13 protein-coding genes are annotated in these 16,137 nt (G+C 46.6%); 9 read left to right on the top strand and 4 right to left on the bottom strand.

The window, feature by feature from the left end:
- Nucleotides 1-105: 105 nt before the first annotated feature.
- Entirely contained in the window at nt 106-570 is a 465-nt protein-coding gene (locus DWZ44_RS13970) for a low molecular weight protein-tyrosine-phosphatase (RefSeq protein ID WP_117805098.1), read from the top strand.
- 230 nt (nt 571-800) lie between these two features.
- The gene (locus tag DWZ44_RS13965) at nt 801-1,739 is read left to right on the top strand and encodes a hypothetical protein (RefSeq protein ID WP_117761792.1); all 939 of its coding nucleotides are present in this window, start codon (nt 801-803) and stop codon (nt 1,737-1,739) included.
- Nucleotides 1,740-1,861: 122 nt separating this feature from the next.
- Here DWZ44_RS13965 and DWZ44_RS13960 read toward each other — a convergent pair whose 3' ends face one another.
- Nucleotides 1,862-2,116 carry a heavy-metal-associated domain-containing protein gene (locus tag DWZ44_RS13960; protein ID WP_022461058.1) on the bottom strand — a complete coding sequence of 85 codons (255 nt, stop codon included), beginning with the start codon at nt 2,114-2,116 and terminating at the stop codon, nt 1,862-1,864.
- Between the two features lie 289 nt (nt 2,117-2,405).
- Here DWZ44_RS13960 and DWZ44_RS13955 point away from each other — a divergent pair, with 289 nt between their 5' ends.
- Nucleotides 2,406-3,308 carry an AraC family transcriptional regulator gene (locus tag DWZ44_RS13955; RefSeq protein WP_055228413.1) on the top strand — a complete coding sequence of 301 codons (903 nt, stop codon included), beginning with the start codon at nt 2,406-2,408 and terminating at the stop codon, nt 3,306-3,308.
- A 10-nt stretch (nt 3,309-3,318) separates the two neighbouring features.
- On the opposite strand, the gene DWZ44_RS13950 is transcribed toward DWZ44_RS13955, so the two are convergent.
- Entirely contained in the window at nt 3,319-4,653 is a 1,335-nt protein-coding gene (locus DWZ44_RS13950) for an MATE family efflux transporter (RefSeq protein WP_117761791.1), read from the bottom strand.
- Between the two features lie 314 nt (nt 4,654-4,967).
- Between DWZ44_RS13950 and pckA the strand changes: the two genes are divergently transcribed.
- Nucleotides 4,968-6,572, top strand: a complete 1,605-nt coding sequence (gene pckA / locus DWZ44_RS13945) for a phosphoenolpyruvate carboxykinase (ATP) (protein WP_117761790.1) — start codon at nt 4,968-4,970, stop codon at nt 6,570-6,572.
- 240 nt (nt 6,573-6,812) lie between these two features.
- Here the strand turns inward: pckA and DWZ44_RS13935 are convergent, their stop codons facing one another.
- A complete protein-coding gene (locus tag DWZ44_RS13935; protein WP_117805096.1) occupies nt 6,813-8,303 on the bottom strand; it encodes an AAA family ATPase in 1,491 nt (496 codons plus the stop codon).
- A gap of 301 nt (nt 8,304-8,604) precedes the next feature.
- Nucleotides 8,605-9,531: a DMT family transporter gene (locus DWZ44_RS13930; RefSeq protein WP_117805095.1), complete on the bottom strand. Its 927-nt coding sequence runs from the start codon at nt 9,529-9,531 to the stop codon at nt 8,605-8,607.
- Between the two features lie 315 nt (nt 9,532-9,846).
- Between DWZ44_RS13930 and DWZ44_RS13925 the strand changes: the two genes are divergently transcribed.
- The 5 genes from DWZ44_RS13925 to DWZ44_RS13905 all read left to right on the top strand — a co-directional run bounded on the left by DWZ44_RS13925 (nt 9,847) and on the right by DWZ44_RS13905 (nt 15,977).
- On the top strand, nt 9,847-11,775 hold the full coding sequence (locus DWZ44_RS13925; RefSeq protein ID WP_158565918.1) for an ABC transporter substrate-binding protein: 1,929 nt from the start codon (nt 9,847-9,849) through the stop codon (nt 11,773-11,775).
- A 99-nt stretch (nt 11,776-11,874) separates the two neighbouring features.
- The gene (locus DWZ44_RS13920; protein WP_117805093.1) at nt 11,875-12,879 is read left to right on the top strand and encodes an ABC transporter permease; all 1,005 of its coding nucleotides are present in this window, start codon (nt 11,875-11,877) and stop codon (nt 12,877-12,879) included.
- A 15-nt stretch (nt 12,880-12,894) separates the two neighbouring features.
- Nucleotides 12,895-14,148, top strand: coding sequence for an ABC transporter permease (locus DWZ44_RS13915; protein ID WP_117805092.1), 1,254 nt, complete (start codon nt 12,895-12,897; stop codon nt 14,146-14,148).
- 10 nt (nt 14,149-14,158) lie between these two features.
- Entirely contained in the window at nt 14,159-15,166 is a 1,008-nt protein-coding gene (locus DWZ44_RS13910) for an ABC transporter ATP-binding protein (protein WP_173841206.1), read from the top strand.
- Complete coding sequence (locus DWZ44_RS13905; protein WP_022462701.1) at nt 15,159-15,977, top strand: ABC transporter ATP-binding protein; 819 nt, start codon at nt 15,159-15,161, stop codon at nt 15,975-15,977. The genes DWZ44_RS13910 and DWZ44_RS13905 overlap by 8 nt, the downstream gene beginning before the upstream one ends.
- Nucleotides 15,978-16,137 lie beyond the last annotated feature (160 nt).

Here is a 16,137-nt window from a genome sequence, read left to right as displayed (position 1 = left end):
ATCTAATCCATTTCGGAATAAATATCTTCTGCTTTTAAGTTAATGACATTGTGAAATATCAAGCTTTTGAGAAGAAATACAAGACTTAAATGGAGATATAAAAAGATGATTAAAGTACTATTTATCTGCCACGGCAATATTTGCCGCTCGACTCTTGCTGAGAGCGTATTCACCCACAAAGTAAATTCCCTCGGCCTTGCCCACAATTTTGAAATCGACAGCTTCGCCACCAGCCGCGAGGAGATCGGCAATCCGCCGCACTACGGGACAGTCAATAAACTGCGCGAGGAGCACATTCCGCTCGTGCCGCATCACGCAAAGCAGATTACATGGAAGGATTACGAGCGCGCCGACTACATCATCGGCATGGATACCGCGAATATCCGCAATCTGAACCGGATGCTGAAGAATGATCCGGATGGAAAGGTTTACAAATTTCTTTCCTTCGCCGGTTCCGGCCGCGATATTGCGGATCCGTGGTATACGGGAGATTTTGAGGCGACGTACCGCGATGTCGTGGAGGGATGCAACGGCTTTCTGGTGTATCTGCGCCGGGAAGGAAAAATCTGAAAAACAAAAAGCGCCGAAAACAAGGCCAGTGCCCATTTTGCAGAGAATGCGGCACTAGCCTTTTAATATAAGAAAATCCTATAGCCACTCCAAAGAATTAGCAATTAGACGTAACCAGACAGATATGGTATGATAACTGCATAGAAAACATAGCGAAATAATAGGAAAACAAAAGCTTTCCTATTTGAAAATTCATTCGATAGAACACGCGAAAGAGAGGCAGAAAATCAATGGCGAATTATGATTATGAGATTGTAAATGGAAGAAAAATCCGCGTAAGACCAAAAGAAACCGTATCGGAGATCGACAAAAACGGCTATTTTCGCAGACAGCCGAATCACTTCACGACTCCGTTCGGCGACGGTGAAAATGATCTGAAGGCAGAAGGTAATAAGAGATACCGTCTCGTCTGGGCAAAGCTGTGCCACTGGTCCAACCGCGCGGCGATCGTAAGAGAGCTGGAGGGCCTGGAAGATCAGATTTCCGTCAATATGGTAGAACATGCCCCGCATGAGAAAAACCTTGGCTGGGAATACGTTTACAATGAAAACAACATCGACCCGGTGCTCGGCGATCAGTTCCTCTCTGAGGCGTATTACCGTGCTGATGATGATTACCAGGGAAGAACGACCGTTCCGGCGCTGATCGACACAACGACGGGAAAGGTAGTCAACAACGATTACAACTGGCTGACCACTTATTTCGAGGTCAACTTCCGCCCATGGCACAAAAAAGGCGCGCCGGAGCTGTATCCGGTGGAGCTGCGGGAAGAGATTGATAAGATGAATCTCTGGCTCTTCGATAATATCAACAACGCGGTATACCGCAGTTCCTTCTCCAGAAGCAACGAAGGCCATTTCGACGGTGTGAACACCTTCTTTGCAGATTTTGCCGTGCCGCCGGCAGACGCCAAGGGAAGAATTGAGGGAGAGAAAGACGGCTTCCGCGCCAGCACACACTACGATCTGGCACTTCCGAAGATTGACTGGGATGCACAGTGGAAGGTTTCGACCGAGCGCGCCTACCTGTCCTCAGACCCGACCCATCCGATCTATCTTGGAAACAACCGCAGATTCGACATCGACCCAACCTGGTACGATCTGGGCGCAGAATCTCCGAAAAAAGAGGAGAAAGAAACGCCGCCGTCCTGCGGATGCTGCTGCGGCTGATCAAATCATAGATAAAAAATAGAAAACACCGTTTCAGAGGCAGATTTCCAAAAGGAAATAAACTTCTGAAAAGGTGCTTTTTTCCGATGCACAAACTGCAAAAGGAAGGGCATGAAATCCGCTTATCGTCCGAAATGGAAAAATCCCTTTTTCTCATACGGCTCACTCGTATACGAAACCAGCTCATATCCGATGTCCTTGATCTGCTGTTTCAGATACGGAATATCGAGCGGCGCTTCGCTGATGACAACGGTCTCGCCGTTTTTTGCAGAAGAGTTTACTTTCTTTGGAGAGCAGCTCTTGCGGACTACATCATTCATATGGGATTCGCACATGCCGCACATCATACCATCAATTTTTAAGACTGTTTTAATCATACAATACCTGCTTTCTTCCGGGAATACAGCGAAACGAAAGCGTGCCGGACTGTATTCCTGGGATTTGATGAAAAATTTGAAATCACATACCCTATCGGGGTATCTAAAATATAGCGCGGATGAAAAGAAATGTCAATAAGCTGATAAAATATGATAATTATTATCATTTAAGAAGGAAAAATACGGTCATGGAAGGGCGATTCGCCGGCAGAACATGGAAACTTGCCGGAATCGCAAAGTTCGTGTTACAATTGGGACAGCAGAGCAAAACAAGAGAGGAGACAAAAATATGCTCTCACAGATGAATTACCGAAAAGAAACACAGCCCCACGGTGATGAGCTTTTTCCACTGAGCATTCACGTTTTCGAGACAGACCTGCAGAGTACCGTGCGGGTGTACTGCCATTGGCATGAGGAAGTGGAGCTCTTTTATGCAGTAAAGGGCGAAGCTGTTTTTCATATGGATACCGAGACCTTTCTCCTGCGGGAAGGGGAGACCGCCTTTGTCAATGCAAACCGTCTGCATGAGGTAGAGGGAATCGACGGACAGGAATTTACGTTTCTTGCCGTTGTATTCCAGCCGCGTTTTCTGTCCGGCACATCGCTTGACCGGATCCAGCAGCAGTATATCGAACCAGTGCTGTCCTCCGAGATCCGTTTTCCATCCAAGACAGAGCGGGGGACACGCCTTGCAGAAAAAACGGCACAGGCCATGCAGGAGATCCGAAATCTGCAGGAAAGAAAAGAACCGGGCTGGGAGCTGCTGTTAAAAGCGGAACTTCTGAAAATCTGGCAGGGATATTACAGTGCGGCAGAAAAGAACGGCGGAAAAACGGATGCCTCGACGAATTACCGTGTCAGCAGAATGAAAGAGATCCTCACATACATGAATGCTCATTTCTGTGAGGATCTCGAAATCGCGGAACTGGCGAGCCAGTTTCATATGAGTGAGAGCGCTTTCTGCCGCTTCTTTAAGTCGATTATGCATATTTCCGCCGTGACGTATGTCAATAACCTGCGGATTGCCGAGAGCTGCCGGCTGCTGCTTTCCACCGAGGAGGCGATCAGCAAGATTGCGAGCGACTGCGGATTCCGAAATATCAGCTATTTTAACCGCGTCTTCCAGGAACGCATGCACCAGACGCCGGGGCAGTTCCGCAGTTTATCCGCAGAAAACCGTACTGCGATATAAGATTCGGAACTTATGCAGGCTTCTGCGATCGGAATGCACGCCGCAGGAAGAAAAGTCCGGTCATATCAGCCAGTGCCCAGCCGATCGGAATGGCGATCCAGATTCCGGCAACGCCAAGCGCCGTGGCGGAGAAAAGGTATGCCAGCGCCACACGCATGCCAAGCGAAATGACGGTCAGAACAACCGACATCTCGGCGCGTTTGACAGCGCGGTAATACCCGTACAGCAGAAACAGCCATCCGATGCCGAGATAGAACGAGCCTTCCAGCCGCAGGTACTGTATGCCGATCGCGATGACCTCCATTTCTGATGCTTTCACGAAAATCTGCATCAGCGGATGCGCGAACAGATTGACAAGCAGAGAAATGACGATGGAAAAAGCAGCGCTCAGTGCAAAAGCATCTTTCGTGCCGCGCCGGATCCGCTCGTGATTTCCGGCCCCGTAATTCTGTGCGGTGAAAGTGGAGTAGGCATTTCCGAAATCCTGCACCGGCAGATAGGCAAAGGTATCAATTTTCACCGCGGCCGCAAATGCCGCCATGACCGCCGGACCGAAGCTGTTGACGAGCCCCTGTACCATCAGAATGCCGAAATTCATGACCGACTGCTGAATGCAGGTCATCGAAGAAAGATTCAGAATCTCTTTTAAAATGGAATGGCTGAAACGCCATTCTTTTTTTGACGGCAGCCACATGCGGCAGCGGAGCAGCACATAGAGCAGAATACCGACGGCGGACACATACTGCGCAAGAACCGTAGCGAGCGCCGCGCCTGCGATGCCGAACGGCAGTACAGCGACAAAGAGCAGATCCAGTGCAATGTTCAGCACAGCAGAGACAGCGAGAAAAATCAGCGGCACAGAAGAGTTTCCGAGCGCGCGCAGCATACAGGAAAAGAAATTGTATACGGATGTTGCAATAAGGCCGGCAAAGATAATCAGAAGATACGTCCGCATGCCGGGACGGACTTCATCCGGGACGCGAAGAAACGTAAGGATCGGCTCGATGCCTGCATAAACAGCGAGATTCAGCACGAGCGTAACGGCAAGGATCAGCAGAAACGCGTGGAGAATCGAAAGTTTTAAAGAAGAAAGATCTTTTCGTCCCTGATAAATCGAAAAGAGCGCACCGGCGCCCATCGACAGGCCGAGAAAAATGGAAGTCAGAAACGTCATCAGCGTATAGGAGGAGCCGACGGCGGCGAGCGCATTGCTTCCGAGAACGCGTCCGACGATCAGGGTGTCGGCAATGTTGTAAAACTGCTGCAACAGATTTCCTGCGATCATCGGCAGGGCAAACAGGATAAGAGAGCGGGAGATTTTCCCGCGGGTCAGATCGTAATACATAAAGAAACTTCTTTCCGAACATAATTATTAATATTATAACATAAAAAATCAAAAAATGTCAATTTGCAGGATGAAGTGTACAAAAATGCAATTGTCAGAAAACTTCGAAAAATCGAAGTTTATAAAATTTTTACAGATTTTGGGACACGTTCTGTAAAAAAACGGAAGATTTTCAGTTGATTTTTTTGGCCTTTTATGTATAATTAGAGTAGAAGAGGTCGGCTGGTCCGGTTTCTTCTAAAGGATACCTTCAAATTTCTGCATTTTGCAGAATGAAGCAGTATTACTATCAAAGGAAAGAGGTTAATTACAAGATGGCACAGATCGATTTAACAAAGTATGGCATCACCGGTACCACAGAAATTGTGTACAACCCTTCTTATGAGCAGTTATTTGAGGAAGAGACAAAACCAGAGCTGGAAGGCTATGAAAAAGGCCGGGAGACAGAGCTTGGTGCAGTTAACGTTATGACCGGTATCTATACAGGCCGTTCACCGAAAGACAAATACATCGTTGTGGACGAGAATTCGAAAGATACTGTATGGTGGACTTCTGATGAGTACAAAAACGATAACCATCCGGCAACCCAGGAAGCATGGGCAGCAGTAAAAGAGATCGCCAAAAAAGAGCTCTCCAACAAAAGACTGTTCGTTGTAGATGCATTCTGCGGTGCAAATAAAGATACCCGTATGGCTATCCGCTTCATCGTTGAGGTAGCTTGGCAGGCACATTTCGTAACTAACATGTTCATCAAACCTACAGCAGAAGAGCTTGAGAACTTCGAGCCGGATTTCGTTGTATACAACGCATCCAAAGCAAAAGTTGAGAACTACAAAGAGTTGGGTCTGAACTCTGAGACAGCAGTAGTATTCAACATCACAAGCCGTGAGCAGGTTATCGTCAACACATGGTACGGCGGAGAGATGAAGAAAGGTATGTTCTCCATGATGAACTACTATCTGCCGCTGAAGGGCATCGCTTCCATGCACTGCTCTGCAAACACAGACCTGAACGGTGAGAACACCGCAATTTTCTTTGGACTTTCCGGAACAGGAAAAACAACACTTTCCACAGACCCGAAACGTCTTCTGATCGGTGATGACGAGCACGGCTGGGACGACAACGGAGTATTCAACTTCGAGGGCGGCTGCTATGCAAAAGTTATCAACCTGGACAAAGAGTCTGAGCCGGATATCTACAACGCAATCAGACGTGACGCTCTGCTTGAGAACGTTACTGTTGATGCAGAAGGCAAAATTGACTTCAATGATAAGAGCGTAACCGAGAATACTCGTGTATCTTATCCGATCAACCACATTGAGAACATCGTTCGCCCGATTTCTTCTGCACCGGCAGCTAAGAATGTTATCTTCCTGTCCGCAGATGCATTCGGCGTACTTCCGCCAGTATCTGTTCTGACACCAGAGCAGACTCAGTACTACTTCCTGTCCGGATTTACTGCAAAACTTGCAGGAACCGAGCGCGGAATTACCGAGCCGACTCCTACCTTCTCTGCATGCTTCGGCCAGGCATTCCTGGAACTGCACCCAACCAAATATGCAGAAGAGCTTGTTAAGAAAATGGAGAAGAGCGGAGCAAAAGCATACCTGGTTAACACAGGCTGGAACGGAACCGGAAAACGTATCTCCATCCGTGATACCCGTGGAATCATCGATGCAATCTTAAGCGGTGCTATCAACGAAGCTCCGACGAAGACTATTCCGTACTTCAACTTCGAAGTTCCGACTGAACTTCCGGGCGTTGATCCGGCTATCCTGGATCCTCGCGATACCTATGCTGATGCTTCCGAGTGGGAGACCAAAGCACTGGATCTGGCTGAAAGATTCATCAAGAACTTTGCAAAATACGAAGGAAACGCTGCTGGTAAAGCACTTGTTTCCGCTGGTCCGCAGAAATAAATTTTCTGAATTGACCGAAAGGAAGCCCCTGACATGAAAGTGTCAGGGGCTTTCTTTTATGAAAATATCTGGAGAAATAAAATAGTTCCCGGCCCGAAAGTACAGACTGAGGGGACAGGAAACTATTTTACAGCACACTCCAAAATAATGCAAAAAATTTCAGCACCACAGAGCGTGAATTGTTGCGTCACTGGTTTTCGCCGTACCCTGATACGCCTTCAAAATAGAAAATAAGGCAGATCAGCAGGACAAGAGCAGTTCACGTACCATTTCTGCATCAAAGGTAACAGAGGAAACATGGTTGACTTCTATCTGATATAACGCATTTGCTGCGATATGCTCAGCAGCCTGCTCAAGATCACGAATACCGCTTGTGTTTTCGTGGCAGGAGATTACGGCATCGAGTCCTTCCGGTGTCAGAATGCATTCATTTTCTTTCATACCGATGCGTTTTAATACCTTTGGAAGTGCATAGCGGGAGAAAATGATTTTCTTTTCTTCCGGTGTGTAGTCCGGAATTTCAATCACAGCGAAGCGGGACATCAGCGGAGCACTGATCTGGTTCTTGTCGTTTGCGGTTGCAATCGGGTATACACCGACGGTCGGGATCATACATTCGATATAGTTATCGGTAAAACCAAGATTATCAAGAAGGGTCAGCAGAACATCTGCCGGGTTTCCGTTTCCTTTGCCGGAGGCAGCCTTGTCGAGCTCATTGATGATAAAGACGAGGTTGGATTCACCAGCCATGGAAAAAGCATCCATGATGATTCCCGGTTTTGCGTTTGCGTAGATGCGGGAACTTCCGGTCAGCTGTTCCGGGTCATTAATCGAACTCATATCGAGTGTTGTCCACGGTAATTTTAAGATACGCGCAACGGCATAAGCAATCTGTGATTTTCCAGTTCCGGCAGGACCGATCAACAACAGACCATAGGCCGGCAGCGTATGAGTCCTGTTAATCTGAATGATAGTTTCGATAATTCTCTGCTTCACGCGTTCCATGCCGTACAGTTCTTCATCAAGGATCCGGCGTGCTTCTACCGGATCAATGGCTTCAAAATAATTGCTTTTCCACTGGATATTCATCATCATGGAAAGAGCGCGCTGTGCGTGACGCCGCTCCTCCGGAGAAACCTCGTGGGATCGGGCAACAGCGAGATTTCGACGCGCCCAAAGGCGGATATTATCCGGCAGCGTTCTTCCGGCACAGTTCATAAAATCAGTAATGGATTGGATGCTGGTGAGTTTCATGCTGTCACCGGTTTCTTCCTGGTCTTCATCTTCGATTTCTTCCTCCGGTGCATTGCTGGCGAGGAGACGTTCAATCATAAACTGTAAAAATCCATCCTCAGCCGAAAGCTTTGCGCCGCCACCGAAAGCGATCTCGCGGATTTTGTAAACTGCATAACCGTCGGATGTTTGTGTACCGGAAAGGCGGACATTGATATGGTTTTCACCGAGCCATTTTAAAAGGCTGACAAAACGGGCATCGATCTGAAGAATGTCGGCAATGAAGGATTCTTCTTCATCTTTAAATTCAAACGAGGTCCGTTTGGATGGGTTTGTGAAAATACCGCAGGGATGATGCGGGAAAGCCTTCTCTTTTGTATCCAGAATTAGGATCGGCTGATCCGGAGAAGTAAACGGTGCGTTTGTGCGGAAAACAGTATACGTACATTCGGAAACTTTTGCTTTTTCCGGGGAATTGCTGAAATCAAAAACGGGCATGACAGAACCTCCTAATAAAATAAGTGCTTATTGGTACAATAAAAACAGTGTAGCACGAATTAAAAAATCCTGCAATCAATATACAGAATTTTGTATTTTTATGCTATAAAAATGTTAGGCAAGCGGATGTTCGCAATGGAAGCCAGAGACTTGCTTGATTCGGTTAAATTTTCGAATGGCGTAAAAAAGCCCTCCGGACAGGATCACCTGCGGCGGAGGGGAATTGTGTCATCAAAGCAAGCTGCCGTAAGAAAGAAGCTCGCAAAACAGGAATCTTTCTTACACCAAAACAGGAATGACATCAGGAAACAGCGTTGGTTTTGTGAAAGTCCGGAAGCTGTACCAGCACGATCGCTGCAAACATCAGAATACAGCCGGAGAGCTCGCGAGCGGAGAGAGCCTGATGAAGGAGAATCCAACCGGCAAGAACAGAAAAAACGGATTCCAGGCTCATCAGCAGAGAAGCCATGGTAGGATTTAATCCTTTCTGCCCGATGATCTGCAGGGTATAGCCAATACCTGAAGAGAGAATTCCGGCATAGAGAATCGGCATCCAGGCGTGCAGAAGATCGGAGAAGTTTACGGTTTCAAAGAGAACCATACAGACAGCGGACAGGATCGAACAGGTAAAAAACTGAATGCAGGACATTTTGATGCCGCTGACAAGCGGAGAAAAATGATCAATAACCAGAATATGTACGGTAAATCCGAGCGCGCAGGCAAGCACAAGAAAATCTCCCTTCTGCAAAGAGAAGGAGCCGTCTGTCATACAGAGCAGATAGAGACCAGCGACGGCAATAAGAACTGCGAGCCAGACCTTCGGCTGTACACGCTTTCGGAGAAAAAAACCGCAGACCGGAACAAGTACGATGTAAAGTGCGGTGATAAAACCGGCCTTTCCGACGGTTGTGTACTGGATGCCGATCTGCTGCAGAGTTGAGGCGACAAACAGTGCGATGCCGCAGAGAATACCGCCCGCCCAGAGCGTTTTTGGCTGTGTGCCATTTTCTGACGAAGCATCCGGCGGCAGGGTTCGCTTTTTACGCGAGGAGAAAAAGACAATCAGCGGAAGAAGCGTAAGTCCGCCGAGCAGGTTTCGTGCCGCGTTGAACGTAAAAGGTCCGACATAATCCATACCGGTCTGCTGTGCGACAAAGGCAGAACCCCAGATCGCAGCGGTCAGAAGCAGAAGCGCTGACTGTCGGTACTTATGAGAAACAGTATTCATAATAGAAAAAACCTCCTGAAATTGATACGATATTCATCATAGCACAAAGAGATGGAAAAAGCGAACGGAAAAATGTCGGAAAAGACGGAAAAATAGCACAAATAATCATAATGACGAAATAGTGCAGATGTTGCGAAAACGGATATGTGAAAAATGAGCAGAACAAAGGGAGTTAAAAAGAGTAAAATGAGCAATTTAACCAACATAAAACAAAAAAAGAACACCAAAAACAAAAAATAGACACTGTTTTTCTAACAGTCTTTGTGTATAATGAATTCATCAAGCAAGAACGAAAACCTTAAGGAGGTAAAAAGTATGAAAAAGCGTAACATGAAAGTCCTTGCACTGTTAATGACAGTGACAATGGCAGGAACGATGCTTGCCGGATGTGGAGACAGCGGAAGCACAAGCACTAGTTCAAGCGGAGGAGCAACAGCATCCTCCAGCGGAACAGCAGATGCATCAAGCGATACCACAGCAGCATCTTCCAGCACAGCAGATGCTTCCAGCGAAGATACCACAGGTTCAGATGATGTGGTAGGCGAGCTTCCAAGAAATGAAACTCTTTACTTCGCAGGACAGCAGTGGGGTACCGTCAATGATTACAACCCAATGTCCGCAAACTCAAACAATGCAATGGTTATAGCACAGGGCGATGCTTCACGTGTACTTGTTTATGAAACTCTTTATATGTGGAATCCATTGGATGCAAAAATGTATCCGTTGCTTGCAGACGGAGATCCAGTGTGGAACGACAATCGTACCGAGATCACAGTGAAAATCAAAGCTGACGCAAAATGGAATGACGGCACACCGGTTACTGCAAAAGATGTAGCAGCTACCTATCATGCACATGTAGATTACAATTCTTCTACCGGCGCTGAAATGAAGAGCTACATTGCAGATGTTGTTGCACAGGATGACAGTACCGTAGTCTTCAAACTGACAACCGATGACTCCGGCGAAGCAGTTAACCCGGTTCTTGCGGAAAGATATCTTCCAATGCTTTATATCATGCAGGAAAACTATCTGAAGACCGTAGCTGACAGAAACAACAACGATGCTGAAGCAATTAAAATGGATAAGATGGACGATCTGGTAACTTCCGGACCGTACAAAAAATACTTTGACAATGACCAGAACGTAGTTCTGATCCGCGATGATAATTATTGGGGACAGGCAGATTCCATGTGGGGTAAGCTTCCGGTTCCGAAATATATTTCTCACCCGATCTTTAAAGATAACGCAGCAGCTACCACCGCATTCCAGAATGGTGATATTGATGTGGCACAGATATTCATCACAGACCTTCAGAAATTGTGGTTAGAGCAGGATCTTCCGATTTCTACCTATGTTGATGAAGCACCGTATCAGCTGTGTATGACAATGCCTACCCTGTTCTTTAATACAGAAGTAGAAGGACTGGATCAGGTAGCTGTTCGTAAGGCAATCGCTATGGCAGTTGACTACGATCAGGTTATTTCTTCAGCAATGTCCGGACAGTCTCCTACCTTCGCAGATGTTCCGCGTTCTGTCATGAACCCGACCGATGCTGAGCAGGCTATGGTGGATCAGGATGCCTTAAAAGAGTATCAGTGGTCCAATGCCGATGTAGAAGGTGCTAAGAAGCTTCTGGACGATGCCGGAATCGTAGACACCGACGGAGACGGAATCCGTGAGTACAACGGAAAGAACCTTTCCTATAAGGCTGAGTGCCCGACAGGATGGTCTGACTGGAATGCAACCCTTGAAATCGTAGCAGCAGCAGGAAAGAATATTGGTATCAACATTGAGACCTACTTCCCGGAAGCAGCAAACTACAGCACGGATTACAGTACCGGAAACTTCGAAATCACCATGCAGTCCGGCCCTGGTACATCGGTTGCCAACCCGTACATGAGATGCCGTTTCTTCATGAGCTCTGATTACAACGATCTTGAGGTTAACTTCAGTGGTAACTTCGGTCATTATCAGAACGACCGTGTAGATGAAATCCTTGCAGCAATTCCTCATGAGACCGATGATGCAAAACTGAAAGATTACTATACAGAACTTTCCAAGATTATGCTGGAAGATTGCCCGTGTGTACCGCTGATGTACAGACCGCAGGTATTCCACGAAGTAAACGAGTCCGTATGGACCAACTATCCGCAGAAAGACGATGGAACCAATGTTCCTCCGATGGACTGCACCGATGGTTATGGCGTAGCAGCACTGTACAATCTGGAACTGATTGACGGCTGATTTGCCAAACAGAAAGAAAGCACACACTGAATTGTAACAGAGGCGGCCGGAGCCGGGGTGCTCCGGCCGCTTTTACAAAATCAGAAGGAGGGTTCCTCTATGAAAGGAATGAAAAAGTATTATACGCAGAAGATCATGTGGTATCTTTTGACGTTAGTCTTTGCAGTGCTGCTGAACTTCATTCTTCCGCGTCTGATGCCGGGCGATCCGGTTTCAACTATTGCGTCCAAATCGGTAGAAGGTATGACCGATGCGACTGCAATTCAGAAAGTATATGAAGACTATGCAGCAAAATTTGGTATTAACAAACCAATGTATGTCCAGTTTTTTACCTGGGTAAAAAATGCACTTCGCGGTGATTTCGGCGTTTCTTTCAGCCAGTATCCGCGTACCGTATCCGATATTATTTCCAGTTCGGTTCTGTGGACCATATGTTTACAGCTTCCGGCCATTATTGTTGGATGGATTCTTGGTAACCTGCTTGGTGCAATTGCAGCTTATATGAAAGGTGTTTTCGACAAGGCAATCCTTCCGGCATTCCTGTTTATCAGTAACGTACCTGCCTTTGGTATGGCAACCGTACTTTTGTTCATTTTCTCACTGAAATTACATATTGCACCTGCAGCAGGCGGCTATGCGAGCAGTATGATTCCGCATATGAGCCTTGCTTTTATGAAATCTGTGCTTTCACATTACCAGTTGCCATTCTGGTCTATCGTAATCATCACGATCGGCGGCCAGGCGATTGGTATGCGTTCAATGTCAATTTATGAATTGAATGCCGACTATGTAAAATACAGTCGTTTCCTTGGTATCAAGGATCATACGATTGTGAAATATGTGTTCCGTAACGCAATGCTTCCGCAGATCACCGGTCTCGCAATGTCCCTTGGTACCATGATCGGCGGCAACCTGGTAGCTGAGATGGTATTCAGTTACCCGGGACTTGGAACAACGATGCTCTCAGCAGTTACCGGCCAGGATTATCCGCTGCTTTCTGCCTGTACGTTAATCATTACCATCATGGTTCTGCTGGCCAACCTGCTTGTTGAACTTCTGTATGCAGTCATTGACCCACGTGTCAAAGCATCCCAGCAGGATTAGAAAGGAGAATACGCTATGAAAAATACAATCAAACAGATTTTTCATTCAGGAAAATTCGTGACAGGATTTGTAATCTTCTTGGCAATTCTCCTGACCATTATCATCTATCCGTTTGTTGTGGCAAAAGATCCGCTGGCAATGATCGGAAACGGAAACTTTTTCAAACCGGGTACCTATCTTTCGATTCAGGACACCGTAAATTCCGGCAAAACGTATAAGATGAATGTTGATGCAACCGCATCCATCGTTGAAAGCAAACTGACAATGGACAACCGTTCTATGATGGCAGAATGGCTGGAAAAATACGGCGGTGTAGATGCCAGTGAAATCGATGTTACCGATGCAGAAGGTCTGATTGCGCTTTGGGAGGAAAAATATGACCCAAATGCAGAACAGAAAGGCCTTATCGCAGCAAAAAAGAAAAAATATCAGCGTCTCGACAACGAAATCGACGGTATTTTAGAGGATGTTCCAACCATTATTGCCGAGAAAAATGAAGAGACCGGTGAGCTGGAAGAGGTTCAGAGCATCGACAGCAAGCAGTATATCAATGAAAAAGATGTCATTAACCGTCAGACCTTTGTGCTTGGTACGGATAACTTTGGCCGTGATGTTTTGACTGAGCTGATCTCTGCAACAGGTTCATCCCTGAAAATTGGTCTGGTTGCGGGAATCATTGCAACCGTGATCGGACTGTTCCTCGGACTTCTTGCAGGTTACCTTGGAGGTTTTGTGGACAACCTGATTCTGTTCTTTACCAACTTGTTCACCGTTATCCCATCCTTCGTTCTTTTGATCCTCATCTCCTACAGCGTAGGTGAGTCTCAGAGGGGAATCATGATGGTGGCACTCCTGATCGGAATTACCGCATGGCCGTGGACAACACGTTCCGTACGTTCCCAGGTTATTTCTCTTCGAAACCGTGACCATGTAAACCTTTCCAAACTGTCCGGCCACAGCATGCTGCGAATTGTCCTTACCGACATCCTTCCGTACGTTGCATCCTACGTTGTTATGGCCTTCATTCTCCAGATTTCCTCCGGAATTCTGGCAGAGGCACAGCTTTCTATGATCGGACTTGGACCGGCAACCACAAAGACCGCAACACTTGGTCTTATGATGCAATGGGCAACCCAGTACAATGCACACTTAAACGGTGCATGGTGGGCATATTTCCCGGTCATTCTTGTAATCGCACTTATTTCATTCTCTCTTAACCTGATGAACACCGGTCTTGACCAGGTATTCAACCCGCAGTTAAGAGACTAAGGAGGCAGCTATGGGAAAAGTAATGCTGGAAGTAAACAATCTGAAAACGAAATATGTGACTCGTTTTCATGAAGATGTATACGCCGTAGACGGAGTCTCCCTGAAGATTGAGGAGGGAAAATCCCTCGGTGTAGCAGGTGAGTCCGGCTGTGGTAAATCGACGCTGGCGCTGTCCCTGATGGGCTATTATTTCGCACCGCTTCACTACATCAGCGGCGATATTATCGTAGATGGAAGAAAAATTTCCGGAATGAAACCAGACGATGTCCGGAAAAATATTCTGGGCAATGAGATCGCCTACATTCCGCAGGCAGCAATGAATGCTCTGAACCCGACACAGAAAATCATCCGATTTGTAGAAGACGTTATTCATGCGCATGATCCGAAAATGCCGAAAAAGGATATTTATGATCTGGCAAAAGAACGTTTTCAGATCTTAGGCCTGCCGGCGGAGGTACTGCAGAAGCATGCGGTTGAGCTTTCCGGAGGTATGAAACAGAGAACCGTTATCGCAATTTCGACCATTCTTTCTCCGAAGGTACTGATCGCCGATGAGCCGTCATCCGCGCTGGATGTAACTTCCCAGAAAATGGTTATTAAAATGATGCGTGATCTGATGGAAAAAGGATTTATCAAATCCATGATCTTCATCACACACGAGCTGCCGCTTCTTTACAACGTAACCGATGATATTATGGTTATGTATGCTGGACAGATTGTAGAAAAAGGTACCGCAAAAGAAATGGTATTCGATCCGCTGCATCCATATTCCAAAGGTCTGATGGGATCGATCATCGTTCCGGAGGAAGGTGTAAGAGAACAGAAGCTGACTGCAATTCCGGGAACTCCGCCAAACCTGAAGCATCCGCCGGAGGGCTGCCGTTTCGCAGACCGCTGTCCTTATGCACAGCCAACCTGCCGCGGTATGAAACCAGAGGTCATCGAACTGCCGAACGGAAGAGAGTACCGCTGCCTGATGTCTGAGAGAAAGATTCGGGAGGTGTATGCAAATGCGTGATGGTAAAGAATTAAAACCATGCCTCTCCGGAAGAGGCGTAACGAAAGTGTTTGGCTTTGGCGATGCAAAAACGGTCGCTGTAGACCATGTTGATTTCGATTTTCATGAAGGTGAATTTGTTTCTATCGTAGGAGAATCCGGATCCGGAAAAACAACCCTTTCGAAGATGTTGCTCGGGCTGATCAGCGTAACGGAAGGCGAAATTGATTTCCAGGGTAAACCAAGAGACATCTCGAACGGAAAGAAGAAAAAAGAGTACTGGAAGGGAATTCAGGCGATTTTCCAGGATCCGTTCGCTTCCTACAATATGTTCAAACGTGTAGATTCTGTTCTGCTGGATTGCATTAATATGCGCGGTGACAAAAATCTGCCGAAAGAAGAAAAAGAACGTCTGATGACAGAGGCCTGCAGCTTTGTAAACTTAAAATACGCAGAACTGACAAACAAATATCCATTTGAGCTGTCAGGAGGCCAGATGCAGCGACTGATGATTGCACGTATTTTCCTTCTGAAACCAAAGATTCTGCTTGCCGATGAGCCGACGTCTATGATTGATGCCTGCTCACGTGCAACGATCCTTGATATGCTGCTGAAGCTGCGTGATGAGATCAATATGACGATTATCTTCATCACCCACGATATTGGTCTTGCTTACTATGTATCCGATAATGTTTATATTATGGAGCATGGAAAATTTGTGGAATCGGGACCGGCAGAAGAAGTAATTCTTCACCCGACAGCAGCGTATACCAAACGTCTGATCAGCGATGTTCCAAAGATTTATGAACCGTGGGATCTGACAACAGTATAACAATGGTACGAAAGCTGTTTCCCTGGAATCATGCTTTGCGTCATATATGAGTCTTGCGAAAAGAGAGACGGTGCACGGAAAAAAAGTGTACCGTCTTCTCTTTTTGTCAATAATTTTTCCGAAAAAATTGCTTTTTAAAGAAAAAACTGGTAAAATTAGT

The organism is Blautia sp. AF32-4BH, from assembly GCF_003460565.1.
Lineage (GTDB): Bacteria > Bacillota > Clostridia > Lachnospirales > Lachnospiraceae > Fusicatenibacter > Fusicatenibacter saccharivorans.
Note: the sequence above shows the minus strand (reverse complement) of the source record. Positions and strands in the feature narration are given on the sequence as shown.

Bases quoted from the DNA above. Each gene is read 5' to 3' on its own strand.
- DWZ44_RS13925 (WP_158565918.1), top strand. From the start codon at position 9,847: ATGAAAAAGCGTAACATGAAAGTCCTTGCACTGTTAATGACAGTGACA.
- DWZ44_RS13920 (WP_117805093.1), top strand. From the start codon at position 11,875: ATGAAAGGAATGAAAAAGTATTATACGCAGAAGATCATGTGGTATCTT.
- DWZ44_RS13970 (WP_117805098.1), top strand. From the start codon at position 106: ATGATTAAAGTACTATTTATCTGCCACGGCAATATTTGCCGCTCGACT.
- pckA (WP_117761790.1), top strand. From the start codon at position 4,968: ATGGCACAGATCGATTTAACAAAGTATGGCATCACCGGTACCACAGAA.
- DWZ44_RS13910 (WP_173841206.1), top strand. From the start codon at position 14,159: ATGGGAAAAGTAATGCTGGAAGTAAACAATCTGAAAACGAAATATGTG.
- DWZ44_RS13930 (WP_117805095.1), bottom strand. From the start codon at position 9,531: ATGAATACTGTTTCTCATAAGTACCGACAGTCAGCGCTTCTGCTTCTG.
- DWZ44_RS13915 (WP_117805092.1), top strand. From the start codon at position 12,895: ATGAAAAATACAATCAAACAGATTTTTCATTCAGGAAAATTCGTGACA.
- DWZ44_RS13935 (WP_117805096.1), bottom strand. From the start codon at position 8,303: ATGCCCGTTTTTGATTTCAGCAATTCCCCGGAAAAAGCAAAAGTTTCC.
- DWZ44_RS13950 (WP_117761791.1), bottom strand. From the start codon at position 4,653: ATGTATTACGATCTGACCCGCGGGAAAATCTCCCGCTCTCTTATCCTG.
- DWZ44_RS13905 (WP_022462701.1), top strand. From the start codon at position 15,159: ATGCGTGATGGTAAAGAATTAAAACCATGCCTCTCCGGAAGAGGCGTA.
- DWZ44_RS13965 (WP_117761792.1), top strand. From the start codon at position 801: ATGGCGAATTATGATTATGAGATTGTAAATGGAAGAAAAATCCGCGTA.
- DWZ44_RS13955 (WP_055228413.1), top strand. From the start codon at position 2,406: ATGCTCTCACAGATGAATTACCGAAAAGAAACACAGCCCCACGGTGAT.
- DWZ44_RS13960 (WP_022461058.1), bottom strand. From the start codon at position 2,116: ATGATTAAAACAGTCTTAAAAATTGATGGTATGATGTGCGGCATGTGC.